Genomic DNA, 15557 nt, shown 5'->3' with positions numbered 1-15557 from the left:
TTTTTGTGGCGAGGGTTTGTACTTAAGCGAACGACCGTCTAAACCGTCGGCTGACTATGGGGAAACAACAAATCCACAAAACGCTCGGCAGTCGGTTGCGGTTCGTGGTTGGCCAGCCCGGCGCGTTCGTTGGCTTCGATAAACACGTAGTCCGGCTGATCGGCCGCCGGCACCATCAGGTCGAGCCCGACCATCGGGATATCCAGCGCCCGCGCGGCTCGCACCGCGGCATTCACCAGTGTGGGATGCAGAATCGCCGTGACATCTTCCAGCGTGCCGCCGGTATGCAGGTTGGCAGTACGGCGCACAAACAGATGTTCGCCCGCTGGCAGGATGTTGTTGTAGTCGTATCCAGCGGCACGCAAGGTGCGCCGGGTTTCGTGGTCCAGCGGGATTCTGCTTTCACCACTGGTGGCTGCCTGGCGTCGGCGACTCTGTGCTTCGATCAGCTCGCCAATCGAATGCTGACCGTCACCGACAACCTGCGCCGGGCGGCGGATGGCGGCGGCCACCACTTCAAAACCAATCACCACGATGCGCAGATCGAGGCCTTCGTGGAAGCTTTCCAGCAGCACGCGGCTATCGAACTGACGAGCACCCTCGATGGCTTGCTGCACCTCTTCGATCGTTTGCAGGTCCACGGCCACGCCTTGACCCTGCTCACCATCCAGCGGTTTGACCACCACTCGCCGGTGCTCATCGAGAAACACCAGGTTGTCGTCGGCACTGCCCGCCAGTTGTTGCGACGGCAAATTCAACCCGGCGGCCTTCAGCACTTTGTGGGTCAGGCTTTTGTCCTGGCACAGGCTCATGCTGATGGCGCTGGTCAGGTCGCTCAGCGACTCACGGCAGCGCACCCGGCGCCCGCCGTGGCTCAAGGTGAACATTCCGGCGTCGGCGTCATCGACATGGACATCGATGCCGCGACGATGGGCTTCTTCGACGATGATCCGCGCGTAAGGATTGAACTCCGCCTGCGGTCCCGGCCCGAGAAACAGCGGTTGGTTGATTCCGTTTTTGCATTTGATGGCGAAGGTCGAGAGGGTGCGAAACCCTAGCTTGGTATAAAGACCTTTTGCCTGACTGTTGTCGTGCAAGACCGAAAGGTCGAGATAGCTCAGGCCGCGGCTCATGAAATGCTCGATAAGATGGCGCACCAGCACTTCGCCGACTCCCGGCCGCGTGCAATGCGGGTCGACTGCCAGGCACCAGAGGCTGCAGCCGTTCTCTGGGTCGTGAAAGGCTTTCTGATGATTGAGCCCCATCACGCTGCCGATGATCGTGCCGCTGTCTTCGTCTTCGGCGAGCCAGTACACCGGGCCGCCTTCATGACGGGGCGTCAGCAGGGCCGGATCGATGGGCAGCATGCTGCGGGCGTGGTACAGCTGATTGATGGCCTGCCAGTCCGCTTCGTTCTGTGCCCGGCGGATGCGGAAGCCGCGAAACACCCGGGTGGCCGGGCGGTAATCGCTGAACCACAGGCGCAAGGTGTCGGACGGGTCAAGAAACAACTGCGCCGGCTCCAGCCCCAATACCTGCTGGGGCGCGGCCACGTACAACGCGATGTCACGCTCGCCCGGTTGCTCATGGAGCAATTCCTCGGCAAGGCTTGCCGCGTCTGGAAAGGTATGGCCGATCAGCAACCGACCCCAGCCGCAATGCACGGCGATGGGCTCAGGGCCAGATTCGCTGCCGTCTTCGGCGAAGCGTGCTTGCAGGCGCTCATAAGAGGGCGACTGACCGCGCAGCAGGCGTTGGCTGTAGGCCGTAGCGTGGGGTTTCATGGTTCAGATTCCTTGTTCGCTGAGCCACAGATTCAGCGCCGCCAGTTGCCACAGCTTGGAACCGCGCAACGGGGTCAACTGGCCCTGTGGATCGGTCAACAGGCGATCGAGCATCGCCGGTTTGAACAGGCCACGATCCTGGCTTGGATCGAGCAGCAGTTCACGAACCCAATGCAGCGTGTCGCCCTCTAAATGCTTGAGGCCCGGCACTGGGAAGTAACCTTTTTTGCGGTCGATGACTTCGCTGGGGATCACCAACCGAGCGGCTTCCTTGAGCACCTGCTTGCCACCGTCCGGCAGTTTGAATTTTCCCGGAACGCGGGCCGACAGTTCCACCAGTCGATAGTCGAGAAACGGCGTGCGCGCCTCCAGGCCCCAGGCCATGGTCATGTTGTCGACGCGTTTGACCGGGTCATCCACCAGCATCACCGTGCTGTCCAGACGCAGTGCTTTATCCACCGCGGCATCGGCACCGGGCTGAGCGAAGTGTTCGCGGACAAAATCGCCAGCGGCATCGTTGGCGGTCAACCATTTCGGTTGCACGGTGGCGGCGTAGTCATCGTAGCTGCGGTCGAAGAACGCATCGCGATAGGCTGCGTACGGATCACTTGCACCATCGACTTGCGGATACCAGTGATAACCGGCGAACAATTCGTCCGCACCCTGGCCGCTCTGCACCACTTTGCAATGCTTGGCCACTTCCCGCGACAGCAGGTAGAAGGCGATGCAGTCATGACTGACCATTGGCTCACTCATGGCGCGGAACGCCGCGGGCAGTTGCTCGATGATCTCTTTTTCCTGGATGCGCAACTGGTGGTGCTGGGTGCCGTAGTGCTTGGCGATCAGGTCCGAGTACTGGAACTCGTCGCCACGCTCGCCGCCGGCATCCTGGAAGCCAATGGAGAAGGTCGACAGATTTTCCACGCCGACTTCTCGCAGCAGCCCGACCAACAGGCTCGAATCGACACCGCCCGAAAGCAGCACACCGACATCCACCGCGGCCCGCTGACGAATCGCCACCGCTTCACGGGTGCTTTCGAGCACGCGGTCGCGCCAGTCTTCCAGGGTCAGATTCATTTCATCGGCGCGAGGGCCGTAGGGCAGGGTCCACCAGGTTTTCTGTTCGGTTTTGCCATTGGCATCGATGCGTATCCAGGTGGCTGGCGGCAGCTTTTCGATACCTGCCAGCAAGGTGCGCGGCGCAGGAACCACCGAGTGGAAATTCAGGTAGTGATTGAGCGCCACCGGGTCGAGGACCGGGTTGATATCGCCGCCCTTGAGCAGCGCCGGCAATGCCGAGGCAAACCGCAGGCGCTGGCCGGTGCGCGACAGGTACAAAGGCTTGACGCCCAGACGGTCGCGGGCGATGAACAGCCGTTCGTTGTCACGTTCCCAGATGGCGAAAGCGAACATGCCGTTGAGCTTGGGCAGCAAGTCTTCGCCCCAGGCGTGGTAGCCCTTGAGCAGTACCTCGGTGTCGCCGCTGGAGTAGAAGGCATAACCCAGGCTTTCCAGTTCGGCGCGCAGTTCCGGGAAGTTGTAGATCGCGCCGTTGAAGGCCAGGGACAAGCCCAGTTGACTGTCGACCATCGGCTGCGCCGAACCGTCCGACAAATCCATGATCTTTAAACGACGATGGCCCAGGGCAATCGGCCCTTGGCTATGGAAGCCCCACGCGTCAGGACCGCGAGGTGCCAGGTGATGGGTGATCCGTTCAACCGCAGCCAGGTCGGCAGGTTGGTGATCGAAACGTAACTCTCCAGCTAATCCGCACATAAATTCCTTACCGGTTTTTCCGTTGGGGAGGGGTCAAGCATTACCGCGCCAAATGGCAGGTACTCTGAAACTGACCCAGTTGAATCACTGGAGTTTTAGATCGATAAGTTATAAGTAGCCAGGGTTGGGTATTAGGGCGGCCATCATGCTGGTACGGATGCCTGAAAGCAGAAAAGCCCTGCAAACAAACTGCAGAGCTTCTCGGTCCGAGGCAAAGGCTCTACTTGGCTTGCTTGAACATCTCAGCGGCGCGCTTGGCGATTTCTTCCTGGGACAAGTCTTCCTTATGGGTGGCAAGAAACCACAAGTGACCGTATGGATCTTTCAGCGTGCCGGTGCGATCGCCGTAGAACTGGTCTTTGACTTCAGAGACCATCTCACCTCCGGCTGCAATCGCCTGGGCGAACTGTTTGTCGACATCGTTGACATACAAATGCAGACCCACCGAGATGCCGGTCTGTTCAGGACTGCGCAGAGACGCAGCCTCGCAGGGGGTGGCGAGCATGATGGCCGAGTCGCCGATGCGCAGTTCGGCGTGGCCGATGTCGCCGTTGGGTGCAACCAGGCGCATGATTTCCGTGGCGCCGAATGCTTTTTTGTAGAAGTCGATAGCCTCCGCGGCTTTTTTGATGCCCAGATATGGCGTGATGCTGTGATAGCCCTCAGGTATCGGTTTAACGCGCATGTCGGTTCTCCTTTTTGTTGGGGGATAACGTAATCCTTCACCGCTCCGGTCGATTCACTATAGGTCACGACAAACCGGGCAGCCGAGAGGCCGACGGAAAGCAGCATTGCCACTGCTCGGCCATCAATTCGCGCAATGTCTGCTTTTGTGGGAGCGGCGGTGCGGCGGTCCGACTTGCCCGCGAAGAGGGGCGACGCTATTCCGGATCGACCGCCGGCTCCAACAACTGCGCCCCCGGCCCGCGCTCGCCCAACATATCGCCATAGTTGCGCAGCGGGCAGGCCTCCATCGACAAGCAGCCGCAACCAATGCAGCCGTTGAGCTTGTCGCGCAGCATGATCAACTGATTGATCCGCTCATCCAGATCTTTGCTCCACTGCTCTGAGAGCCGCTTCCAGTCCGCCGCTGTCGGCGCGCGATGGTTGGGCAGTGACTTCAGGGCATCACCGATCTCCGCCAGTGGAATGCCCAATCGTTGTGCAACCTTGATCATTGCCACCCGCCGCAGGACTTCCCGCGGATAACGGCGCTGGTTGCCCTGGTTGCGAGTGCTTTTGATCAGCCCCTTGGACTCGTAGAAGTGCAGGGCGGTAACCGCGACGCCACTGCGAGCCGACAATTGGCCGACCGTCAGTTCTTTGTGGATAGTTTCTTTGCTGATCATTGAAAATTGCCGCTTGACCTCTAGTTAACTAGAGGTTTTACCCTGCATGGCCTCGGATCGCAAGATTCCGCTTACCTGTCAGTGGGGGACTATTCATGCAGTCACTAGAGAAAAATCGCAGCTTCACGCAACTGATCGAATTCGAAATCGAACCTCATCAGCAGCCAGGGCTGGTCTCGGCTTTGTCTGAACAGACCGAACGTCTGGCCCAGGTCTATAGCGGTTTTCTCAGCGCCAGTGTGCAGGCCAGCGATGACGGCCGGCGGGTACTCAATTATCTGCAATGGCAATCGCGCGAGGCGGGTGAGGCGGCATTCCAGGGTTTCGAGAATGGCGAACAGGATTTCTGGACGTTGATCCGCGCCTATCAAGCCAGGACCGTCACCTTTGGTTCATTCCAGGTGCTGTGCAGCATTGAGCGCAGCCATGACGATGCATTGCACTGCAACTTGGTGGGCTAGTGGCCGGTGTGGCTTGTAGCCGTACAGGCCACTAGATCGACAACTGCAAAATACGCTCACCCTGAGGGTTATCCACTGCCCGGCGTTTGTTCACGGTCAGTTCGCCGATCTTGATCAATCGGGTGCGGGTGACGTTGCGGCTCAGGCCCAGCAAGTTGGCGGTGTGTACCTGGTTGTAATGACTGAAGCGGTAAGCGGCCCGAAATAACGCGTCTTCGACTTTCTCATGCAGCGCGCCAGCCTGTTCTTCGAAGAGCTTTTGCAACGCCCGGTCGAGCAAGGCTTCGGCCGAATCATTGAGCTGGGAATGGCTGTCGTCCTGACGCTCGATGCGCATGTTCGACAAGCGCAAGTCATCGCGTTCGATCACCCCGTTGCGGCAGATCAGCAGGGTGTGATGAATGACGTTTTCCAGTTCGCGGATGTTGCCCGGCCAACTGTAGGTCCGGAGTTTGTGTTCGGCCTCACTGCTGATGCCGATCGCGCCATAACCGAGGCGCTGGCTGTAGGACTCGATAAAGTGTCGGGTCAGCGGCAGGATATCTCCCGGACGATCGCGCAGCGGACTCAGCTCCAGGCTCACCACATCCAGGCGGTAATACAGATCCTCGCGGAAATGCCCGGCATTGATGGCTTTCTCCAGCTGCACGTTGGTCGCGGCCAGCACCCGTACATCAATCGGAATGCTTTTGCGCGAACCCAGGCGCACCACCTCGCGCTCCTGCAACACCCGCAGCAACTTGACCTGAATCGCCATCGGTAAATCGCCGATTTCGTCGAGGAACAGCGTGCCCCCGTCGGACTCTTCGAACCAACCGGCCTTGGCGCTGAGGGCGCCGGTGAAGGCGCCTTTTTCATGGCCGAACAGTTCGGCTTCCACCAGGGATTCAGAGAACGCACCGCAGTTCACTGCCACAAATGGCCGATTACGTCGGGCGCTGAGGTTATGGATATGACGAGCCACCAGCTCTTTGCCGGTGCCGGTTTCACCGATGATCAGCACGCTGGCCTCACTCGGCGCCACCTGTTGCACATGCGCAAGCAAAGCCTGGGATTTAGGGTCTTCGAAGACCTGGGCGGTGGCCCGGATCGAGGTCGCCAGCGCGGGGGAGGGCGGTAAGGTCAGCAGTTGCATGGGCACACTCCATGAATAGAAGGCTATGAATAGAAGGTCGGAATCGGCAGGGACTGGTTCAAGGCCCAGTCACCCAGTTCATGGAGTTTGTAGTCCACAGGGTCGTGCAAGGTTTGCGTGCGCAGGTTGCGCCAGTGGCGATCGAGGCGCAGCGAGGCGTGGGTGGAGCGTGCGCCGGTCACTTCGAACAGTTTGCTGCACAGCTCCAGACCGTTACGGCTGGCGGCGACCTTGGCGGTGGCGATGGCGGTGGCCAGATGCCCGCGTTCGTCGCTGCTGAGGTCGGGACCCTTGGCCCAGGCTTTGTCGAGCAAGTCGGCGGCCCGCTCCACCAGCAGCCGAACGCCTTCCAGCGCGACCCAGAACTCGCCGTAATGGCCGAGCACATAAGGGTCCTGACGCACGTCCAGGGCGCTGGATTTATGCCAGGGTCGGGTTTCCGTCAGGGTGTATTGCCGCGCTTCGTCAAAGGCTCCTTCGGCAATCCCGAGAAACATGTGGGTAAAGGTCAGCTGCGCGATTAACGGCCGCAAGCAGGCGAAGGGTGTGCTCAGCGGACCCGGGTCGAGCAGCAACTCCGATTCCTCTACCCGCACCCGTTCGAAGCTGGCACTGCCGCTGTCGGTCTGGCGCTGGCCGATGTTGTTCCAATCGTTGTGCAGAGTGATGCCGCTGCGCCCGCTGGGAATGGCAGCGATCACCAGCTTGCCACCTTGGCTTTCATCCACTGCCGAGGCGATCAGCATTTGCGAGTCGCTGGCGCCGGAGCAGAAGCTTTTCTTGCCGGAAAATTCTCGCCAGCCGCCGAAGTTTTTTACCTGGGTGCGGGTGTCCAGCGGGTTCAGGGCGTTGCCCCAGAACCAGTTCTGCCGAGCGGTCTGCTCGAACCACGGCTGCCATTGCTCCGGTCGAGAGAAGAGTCGGACCGTGGCCAGCATCAGGTGATGGAAACCGAAGACATGGGCGATCGAACTGTCGACCTTGGCGAACTCGCGGACGATGTTCAGGGTCTCGCTCCAACTGGCGCCGAGGCCACCAGATTGGCTTGGAATACTCAGGGCCAGCAGCCCGCTTTGGCGCAATGCGTCACGTTGGGCTTTCGGCGTGCCGCCGTGCTCATCGCGTTCGACAGCTGTCAGGGCAAACTCGGCCGCCAGCTGGCGGGCGGTTTGCAAAGGGGACAGCAGGGCTCCCTGCGGCTTGGCAGTCACGCGGTGCTCCTTGGTAATGGGCGTCGAAATCGACATGACTCAACAGGGCCGGACACTGACTTTGTGGTGAATGTAGTTGTGGCGAGGGGGCTTGCCCCCGTTCGGCTGCGAAGCAGTCGTAAAACCGGCTGATGCGTTTTACCTGACATAACGCGGTCGCCAGTTTTGGGGCCGCTTCGCAGCCCAGCGGGGGCAAGCCCCCTCGCCACAAAAAAGCTCCTGTGTCACACAGTCCTGTTCAGCCCGAGGCAAACGATCAGGCGCTGGCTTTAGCCGGCAAAACATCATTGGCGATCATTTCGCCGAACGGTCCGGTGAGGTTGGTGACCCCGCGACCGGCGAGGCTGGCGTAGGGTTCCGGCAGCAACGGGAACACCAGTTCGGCGAAGCGGTACGCCTCTTCCAGGTGCGGGTAGCCAGAGAAAATGAAGCTCTCGATGCCCAGGTCCGCGTACTCCTTGATCCGTGCCGCCACTTGCTGCGGATCGCCGACCAGTGCGGTGCCGGCACCGCCACGTACCAGGCCGACTCCGGCCCAGAGATTGGGGGCGATTTCCAGGTTGTCACGTCGACCGTCATGCAGCGCGGCCATGCGGCGTTGGCCTTCGGAGTCGAAGCGCGAGAAGGACTTTTGTGCCGAGGCGATGGTCTCGTCGCTGATGTGCTCGATCAGTTTGTCGGCGGCTTTCCAGGCTTCCTCGGCGGTTTCGCGGACGATCACATGCAGGCGAATCCCGAACTTTACCGTACGGCCCTGACGCGCCGCGCGTTCACGGACATCAGCCAGCTTCGCGGCGACAGCGGCCGGTGGTTCGCCCCAGGTCAGGTACACATCGACCTGCTCGGCGGCCAAATCGTGGGCCGCCTCTGAAGAACCGCCGAAGTACAACGGTGGATAAGGTTTCTGCACCGGTGGATACAGCGCCTTGGCGTTCTGTACACGCAGATGCTTGCCTTCGAAATCCACCGACTCGCCTTGCAGCACCCGGCGCCAGATCTTGAGGAATTCATCGGTGACTTCGTAGCGTTCGCTGTGATCGAGGAAGCTGCCGTCGCCACGGTTTTCGTCCGGGTCGCCTCCGGTCACCACGTTGATCAGCAGGCGGCCATTGGACAGCCGGTCGAGGGTTGCGGCCATGCGCGCCGAAACAGTCGGCGAGATGATCCCCGGACGAATCGCCACCAGGAAGCGCAAGCGCTCGGTCAATGGCACCAGGGCCGAGGCGATGACCCACGAGTCTTCGCATGAACGCCCGGTGGGAATCAGCACTCCGTGATAGCCGAGATTGTCGGCGGCCTGGGCCACCTGTTTCAGATAATTCAGCGTGACCGGGCGCGCGCCCTGGGTGGTGCCCAGGTAATGACCGTCGCCGTGAGTAGGGAGAAACCAGAAAACATCCATGAACAGATCCTTAAGCGATTTTCAGCAGAGGGTTTGAGTGCACGCCGAACAGCAGCGGTGCGGCGCGTTCTGCAGCCAGTTGAATGCGAGCCTTCAAAGGCTCACTGGTTATTTGATAGTTGGAGAAATCGGCCTCGGTGGCGTACACACCGATCGGCAAGGTCAGGGCCTGGAAAAAGCTGAACAGCGGACGCAACTGGTGATCGAGTATCAGCGCATGGCGCTCGCTGCCGCCGGTGGCCGCCAGCAGGACCGGGGTATCGATCAGTGCATTGAGGTCCACCAGGTCGAACAGATGTTTGAGCAGCCCCGGGTAAGAACCGCGATACACCGGTGTGGCGACGATCAGCAGGTCGGCGCTTTCAATGCTTTGCAGCTCGGCTTCGACCTCGGCGGTCAGCTCCTGGCGAGATAGCGCGGTGCCCAATGAGCGGGCGATATCTCCCAACTCGATCAGCCTGCTCTCGATCGGTAGCTGCCGGGCCAGGTCCGCGAGTAAGGCCTGGGTCAGCACCAGCGTGCGGGAAGGGCGATAGGTGCTACCGCAGACGGCTACGACTTTCAACGGGCGCGACATGATCAGTTCCTTTCAAACAGTTGCTCAAGGAGCAGTGAGTAGTGACTGGGCTTGAGCAAGAGCTGTACCAAACCGTCGAAGCCTTTATCTGCGGGGGCTTTCAGCGAGTTCCATAGGGACTGCTGTGTTGCTTGGGAGCGGTTTTGTTGATCGACTGTTGCTGAGCGAACAGTTGCCCGGCCAACACTGCATGCAGTGCAGGTTCGTTATAAAGGCTGTTTGTTATTCCGTAAAATATCGTAAAAAGATATTAATAGAACTATAAGGAATATAAGGGTCGGGATTGATCCACTTATGCAAAAGTCGATAGCGACTATTGAGAGCGGTGATTTTTGTCGGCCCAAGCCTGGGAGTAGCCTGTGTTCATTGCCTAACGCCAGCTTGTCCGGAGTTTCCCGTGAATCGTTTTCTCGCCACTTCTTTGCTGCTTGCCGCCTCGGTTCTCGCCGGCTGTGGGACTCATTATTCTCCCGAGTTACGGCCCTACACGGCGGAAGAAAGTCGGGAACTGGCCTTGGAGGCGTTAAATCGTCGCGGGTTGTCATTCGATGAATACCACCAGAAAAAAGCCGAGTTGCTCGGCCAGCCGCAAAAAGCCTTTGGCTTCGATGCCCTGGGCGAAATGAACGCCGAGCGCGGCATTCCCCTGGACGGGCATCCAAGCTGAGCGGACTGTACTGCTCAAAGTTTTGCGCAACTGTCCGTGGGTTTCACCTGCTTGGTGGGATAGGGTCAACTCCTGACCGACCTTGATGGACTGCCCCCATGACACTCTCACCGGATTTGCTGCTGGGCTTTGCCCTGTTCGCGCTCGTCACCTCCGTCACCCCCGGACCGAACAACACCATGCTGCTGGCCTCGGGTGTCAATTTCGGTTTCAACCGTTCCATTCCTCATATGCTCGGCATCAGCTGTGGATTTTTCGTCCTGGTGCTGGCGGTCGGCTTCGGCCTGGGTGCGGTGTTTCAGACCTATCCATTGCTCTACAACGTGCTGCGTTATGTCGGCGCGGCTTATCTGCTGTACCTGGCCTGGAAAATCGCCCACTCCGGGCCGGTTTCCGAAACAGAGCAGGGTCAAGGCAAACCGATCAGCTATTGGGGCGCGGCAGCGTTTCAGTGGGTCAATCCCAAGGCCTGGATCATGGCGGTCGGCGCCATCAGCACCTACACACCCTTGCAGGGGTACTTCACCAACGTGGTGGTTATCGCCGCGGTCTTTGCCGTGATCAACTTGCCGAGCGTCAGTCTTTGGGTCGCCTGTGGCAGCTTGTTGCGTAAGGTATTGCGCGATCCGCGCTGGTTGCGGGTGTTCAATTTGAGCATGGCCTTGCTGCTGGTGGTCTCGCTGTACCCGTTATTACTGGAGAGTGCAGGACACTAGTTTTGTCAATAGCCGGAATGAAGTGACTAGTAGTTCTGATAGTCTTTTTTGACGCCGTTATAGAGCCGAACTAAGCCTAAGAAGCGCGGCGATAAAAACAGTCTTTTGGTCGCGCACTTGATAATAAAGTGAGTGCTTGCGCGTTCCTGTCTTGATGTAGACGTAGTGGAATAGTTTGGGCTTGCTTTCAACAGAAACATCACTGCTCAACAGTGTTGAACATCGAGTTTCGGCTCCGAATACTCTCTTGCAATAGCGAACAAGTTGTCTGCCATGCAGGGGGCGTATCGGGTTAGCAAGGAGAAGCTATATATGCGTGCGCCTGTCGTCTTTCACCGCTTTTTTTGGATTGCATGTCTTGCCATACCGGTCCTGTTACTGGGCGTCTGGTTTGTCTTTGCCTATTTCTCTGACTCGTCCACCGGCCAAACGCTTGCGGCGCCCTCCAAGTCAGCGCAAAAGCCACCGGCAGCGTGTGCGGCGGATCCTTATATTGTGGGCACGGACTATCAGCAAGGGGATCAGGTAAAGAACCTCGACCGGTATTTCGAGTGTTGGAAAGATGACGAGGCACCGCTTGGTCCAGACAGTTGGAAGTGGTGTAAACAGGCAGTCTACGCCCCCGGCAAACCCGAAAACTCAGCGAACTGGCCTGACGCCTGGAAAGAACTCGAATGCGGTGGCTTTGAAGGCAACCGTCTAAGTCTGAATTTTGCCACCCTCAGTGGCAAAGCACCGTTGAAAGAGGCGGTGATCGGTGTGGCTCGGGCCGATCAGGTCGTCACCGGCGTCTTGCGTTGCAAGGCGCAGGAAATCCCCATCAGTGCCAAAGCCAATGAAACGCTCGATATCGATGGTCTGAAAGCCTGCGACTATCAGCTGGTCATGAATGTTGCCGATGGTTTTGCGCCGCTCAACACGCCGCGAATCGTGTCCTTCAAAGAGGATGAGGGGGATCATCAGACGTTGACCGTGAAATATCGTCCGCCGATCGACATTGGCAAACTCAGTGGTTTGCCCGGAATCAAGATCGAGATGTTTGCCCAAGGGCTGATTCAGCCTCGGCAAATGGCCATGGGCAAGCACGTACTCTATGTAGGCTCCAGTGCAATTCCCTCGTATGTCTATGACGGGAAAATTGCCGACATGATTTATGCGTTGCCTCTGGATGGCGCTGGCAAGCCGACGGGAATCTACGTGATCGCCAGCGGTCTGGAGGAGCCCCATGGCGTGGCTTACCGCGATGGCGATTTGTATTACTCGACCACCGGTGGGCTTTATCGCCTGAGCAATGCCGATGAAAACTACAAAGACCCCAAGCCTGAACGTGTTCTGAACTTTCCGGCAGACGACACACTATTTCCTCTGCCGTCCCAGGCGTCAGGTTCTTCAACACGCATCTGGCATATGAAGCATCCGCTGCATTTCAACCCGTTCGATCCGACGGACAAGGGGCTCTACACGGCAGTCGGAACTCCCTGCAACCTGTGCATGATTCCCGCCGATGGGCGTTACGGCGCGTTGCTGCGTTATGACCCGGAGACCAGAAAGGCTGAAGTGCTGGCCAAGGGGATTCGCAACTCCGTGGGGTTTGACTGGAATCCCACGACCCGGGAGATCTGGTTCAGCGATAACAATCGCCAGGGCTTTCCCAATCCGGATGAGGTCAACCGTGTCAGTGGTCCTGGTCTGCATTTTGGGGTTCCCTACCGGTTTGGCAAGGATACGCCGGGATTCACAAAAGAGGAGTTCGAAAAGCCTGGGGTGATTCAGCCGCCGTTGGTCCCGGGTGCGATTGTTTCAGACAAGTCGCTGGAGCAGATCCATTCACCGGATTACGTGCCTGCGGCGTTTGCGCTGGGTACCAATACCGCGCCATTGGGTGTCAAATTCTGGGATGGTTACCCGACTCAGGCCGGCACTCAGCGTTTGTTGGTGGCAGCACACGGCGCTGGTTCAGCCGAAAGGCCGGGAATGGATGTGCGGATGCTGACGATTCAGGACGGGACCCGGGTGGTCAATCAGATCCCGTTGATCAATAGCTCCGGGCAGGACCTTGATCAAAACGATGTGTATGCACTGAATGGTTCAACGGGGCGCCCGACGGACTTCCTCGTACTGGCAGACAACAGCCTGCTGATTTCCGATGACGTGGCCGGGATGATTTATCGCGTGCGCTACGACGCCAGCGCGGTGCTGGATACCCAGTTGACATTGCGTCCGATGCTGGCGCCTGCGCCCGAGTTGAGCAACGAGATGATCAGCGGTTATTTGATCTCCCCGGGAGGGAATAGCCGACTGTTTCATATGTCATGGAATCCCTCTGACAATGAGGCCGGGTTGTCACTCAAGGGGCTCGACTATGGGGATTATCAGCTTAAGCTCAACGATGTAAAAAACTGGATTCCGCAGGTTCGCACTACCCACTTTACATTGTCTGCTGCAAACAAAACTCAAACGATTAACTTGCGGTACCGCGAGCGGCCGATAAAGCTGGAGGTCAAGGTAACTATTCCGGCTCCGCCAAAACCTGCATCAGTAACCGATGATCAATGGCATATCACCATCAGGAACAAGGCCGATCCTGCTGCGCAACCACGTACGGTAAACATGCCGTGGGGGGGAAGTGTTACGCAGACTCTGGACTACGGTCAGCACGAGATTCTTTATCCATTCTACGCCAAGGAAAAACCTCAGCCTGAACTGGTGAGCGTAGTGATCGATGAGTCAAGCGAGGATATGCAGGTTTTACCCATGTCGTACCGCAAGGTAGAAGAACTGGGCCCTGTGGTATTGGCCGAGACCTGCACCAAATGTCACGCTGTGGAGTATTTCAATAGCTTGCGCATGGCCCTTGCCTGGAGTGTGGCGGGCCAGGATGCCTTGGTAAAACAGATCAAGAGCATGCCGGTAGATGGGCATTGCGATAACACCTGTGCCTCGAAAATCAGCGAGCACTTGTATAACGTGGTGTGGGCGCCTTACCTGGATCCGGCCGAGTCCTATGGTGAGCGGCAACTGCGACTGCTGACACCCGCGGAGTATGCCGCCAGCGTTAAAGACATACTGGATGTCGAGATCAATCCCGATAAGTTACCGGCGGACAAATCGGAGAAGGATTTCAAATACCCAGGCGAGGCCGATAAAGGCATTCTTCAGACCGAAGATGTAAAGCTGTTCTACGACATGGCGTTGTTCGTGGCTGCCAAGGTTGCTCCCGAGCAATTGGCCTCACTCAAATTGGCCAGCCAGCCTGACCTCGTGACCGCTCTGGGTTACCGGTTGTTCCGGCGGCCTTTGAGTGATGCAGAACATGCACGCTATAAGTCTTTGCTGGACAAGGATGGGCAGACTGGCCTGGTGGCCGGGATGTTGCTGTCGCCTCATTTCCTGTATCGCTCGGAGCTCGGGCAGACGGTGGCAGGTCGCCCAACCGCGTTCAAACTTACGTCGTTCGAGTTGGCGACGGCGCTCTCCTATGCCTTTGAGGGAACCACGCCAGGTACTGAGCTTTTAGCCAAGGCCGAAAGGAACGAACTGGAGACCTCGCCACAAATCGGGGCCGAGGTCGAGCGGATGATGCGCTCCGAGCGAGGCGTCGAACAGTTCAACCGCTTTATCAGCTACTACATCAAGACCAATCGCGGCGTGCAGGAGAAGCCGGGGTTGACCGCGGCCATGATCCAGCTGATGGCTCGGGAACAGTATCTGTTAACGCGCAATGTGATGCTGGATGGGCAAGGAACGCTTAATGAACTGTTCAACCCTGGGTACACCTACCTCAACGCCCCTCTTGCAACGCATTACGGGATCAGTGGCGTCAGTGGTGACACCCTGCACAAAGTCGCGGTCGATGAAAAGCGAGGAGGGTTGCTCCATCTCGGACTCACTCAGGCAGCCACCTCGGACTACCAGGCTACGTCATTGGTCAAGCGCGGCATCATGATTCGCGAGCAGATGTTCTGCCGTGAGTTTGGCGCACCGGTTGAACCAGATCCCACGGGGCCGGACTACCCTGCACGTGCAATCACCACCCGCGAGCACTGGGATCTGGTCAACGGTGAGCAGGCGTCGGGGGGGCGTTGCTGGCAGTGCCATCAATACATGAATGACACGGGTTCTTCGATGGAGCACTACGACGCGGCGGGGCGCTATCGCCGTGAGGAACCGGCCCACAACTATGCGCAATACCCGCAAATGTTGCCGATCAAGTCTTCCGGTCCTTTCTTGAGCGCCACCGGGACTGAACACATCAATGACGTCCGCGATATCGCAAAACTGATTCCGCGCAATCCCGCGTCGTTGTTCTGCATGGCGGATAGCTACTTCCGTTTCGCGTTCGGCAACAAATCCGATGAGGCGACCTCCGGGACCGTCAAGGCTATCGCCGATGGTTTGCAGGCCTCCGGTTCTCTGCGTGAAATGCTCAGAGCCCTGGGCACTTCCAATGCATTCCTATACAAGACCGAGAGGAAGTGA

General features: G+C 58.5%; 12 protein-coding genes. 4 read left to right on the top strand and 8 right to left on the bottom strand.

Features of this window, described 5'->3' with window-relative positions; genetic code table 11:
- Positions 1–38: 38 nt before the first annotated feature.
- From ngg to soxR, 4 genes are all read right to left on the bottom strand, one after another.
- Positions 39–1784 carry an N-acetylglutaminylglutamine synthetase gene (gene ngg / locus ACA064_RS24175; RefSeq protein WP_497670377.1) on the bottom strand — a complete coding sequence of 582 codons (1746 nt, stop codon included), beginning with the start codon at positions 1782–1784 and terminating at the stop codon, positions 39–41.
- A gap of 3 nt (positions 1785–1787) precedes the next feature.
- Positions 1788–3560 carry an N-acetylglutaminylglutamine amidotransferase gene (locus tag ACA064_RS24170; protein ID WP_497670376.1) on the bottom strand — a complete coding sequence of 591 codons (1773 nt, stop codon included), beginning with the start codon at positions 3558–3560 and terminating at the stop codon, positions 1788–1790.
- Between the two features lie 220 nt (positions 3561–3780).
- Positions 3781–4245, bottom strand: a complete 465-nt coding sequence (locus ACA064_RS24165; protein ID WP_497670375.1) for a VOC family protein — start codon at positions 4243–4245, stop codon at positions 3781–3783.
- A gap of 196 nt (positions 4246–4441) precedes the next feature.
- A complete protein-coding gene (gene soxR / locus ACA064_RS24160; RefSeq protein ID WP_497670374.1) occupies positions 4442–4909 on the bottom strand; it encodes a redox-sensitive transcriptional activator SoxR in 468 nt (155 codons plus the stop codon).
- A 95-nt stretch (positions 4910–5004) separates the two neighbouring features.
- Here soxR and ACA064_RS24155 point away from each other — a divergent pair, with 95 nt between their 5' ends.
- The gene (locus tag ACA064_RS24155) at positions 5005–5370 is read left to right on the top strand and encodes an antibiotic biosynthesis monooxygenase (protein ID WP_497670373.1); all 366 of its coding nucleotides are present in this window, start codon (positions 5005–5007) and stop codon (positions 5368–5370) included.
- A gap of 31 nt (positions 5371–5401) precedes the next feature.
- On the opposite strand, the gene ACA064_RS24150 is transcribed toward ACA064_RS24155, so the two are convergent.
- The 4 genes from ACA064_RS24150 to msuE all read right to left on the bottom strand — a co-directional run bounded on the left by ACA064_RS24150 (position 5402) and on the right by msuE (position 9695).
- Entirely contained in the window at positions 5402–6505 is a 1104-nt protein-coding gene (locus ACA064_RS24150; RefSeq protein WP_497670372.1) for a sigma-54 interaction domain-containing protein, read from the bottom strand.
- Positions 6506–6528: 23 nt separating this feature from the next.
- A complete protein-coding gene (locus ACA064_RS24145) occupies positions 6529–7716 on the bottom strand; it encodes an acyl-CoA dehydrogenase family protein (RefSeq protein WP_497670371.1) in 1188 nt (395 codons plus the stop codon).
- 256 nt (positions 7717–7972) lie between these two features.
- Positions 7973–9118 (bottom strand): FMNH2-dependent alkanesulfonate monooxygenase, encoded by a 1146-nt coding sequence (ssuD, locus tag ACA064_RS24140; RefSeq protein ID WP_497670370.1) that lies wholly within the window; start codon positions 9116–9118, stop codon positions 7973–7975.
- Positions 9119–9128: 10 nt separating this feature from the next.
- Positions 9129–9695, bottom strand: a complete 567-nt coding sequence (gene msuE, locus ACA064_RS24135) for an FMN reductase (protein WP_497670369.1) — start codon at positions 9693–9695, stop codon at positions 9129–9131.
- Between the two features lie 397 nt (positions 9696–10092).
- Here msuE and ACA064_RS24130 point away from each other — a divergent pair, with 397 nt between their 5' ends.
- The 3 genes from ACA064_RS24130 (at position 10093) to ACA064_RS24120 (ending at position 15557) form a co-directional block, all read left to right on the top strand.
- Entirely contained in the window at positions 10093–10362 is a 270-nt protein-coding gene (locus tag ACA064_RS24130) for a hypothetical protein (protein ID WP_497670368.1), read from the top strand.
- Positions 10363–10460: 98 nt separating this feature from the next.
- A complete protein-coding gene (locus ACA064_RS24125; RefSeq protein WP_497670367.1) occupies positions 10461–11078 on the top strand; it encodes a LysE family translocator in 618 nt (205 codons plus the stop codon).
- 312 nt (positions 11079–11390) lie between these two features.
- Entirely contained in the window at positions 11391–15557 is a 4167-nt protein-coding gene (locus ACA064_RS24120; protein ID WP_497670366.1) for a DUF1592 domain-containing protein, read from the top strand.

The sequence above is a fragment of the Pseudomonas sp. LBUM1658 genome (genome assembly GCF_059716055.1).
The sequence above is the reverse complement of the archived record's forward strand: the minus strand, read 5'-3'. Positions and strand labels throughout refer to the sequence as shown.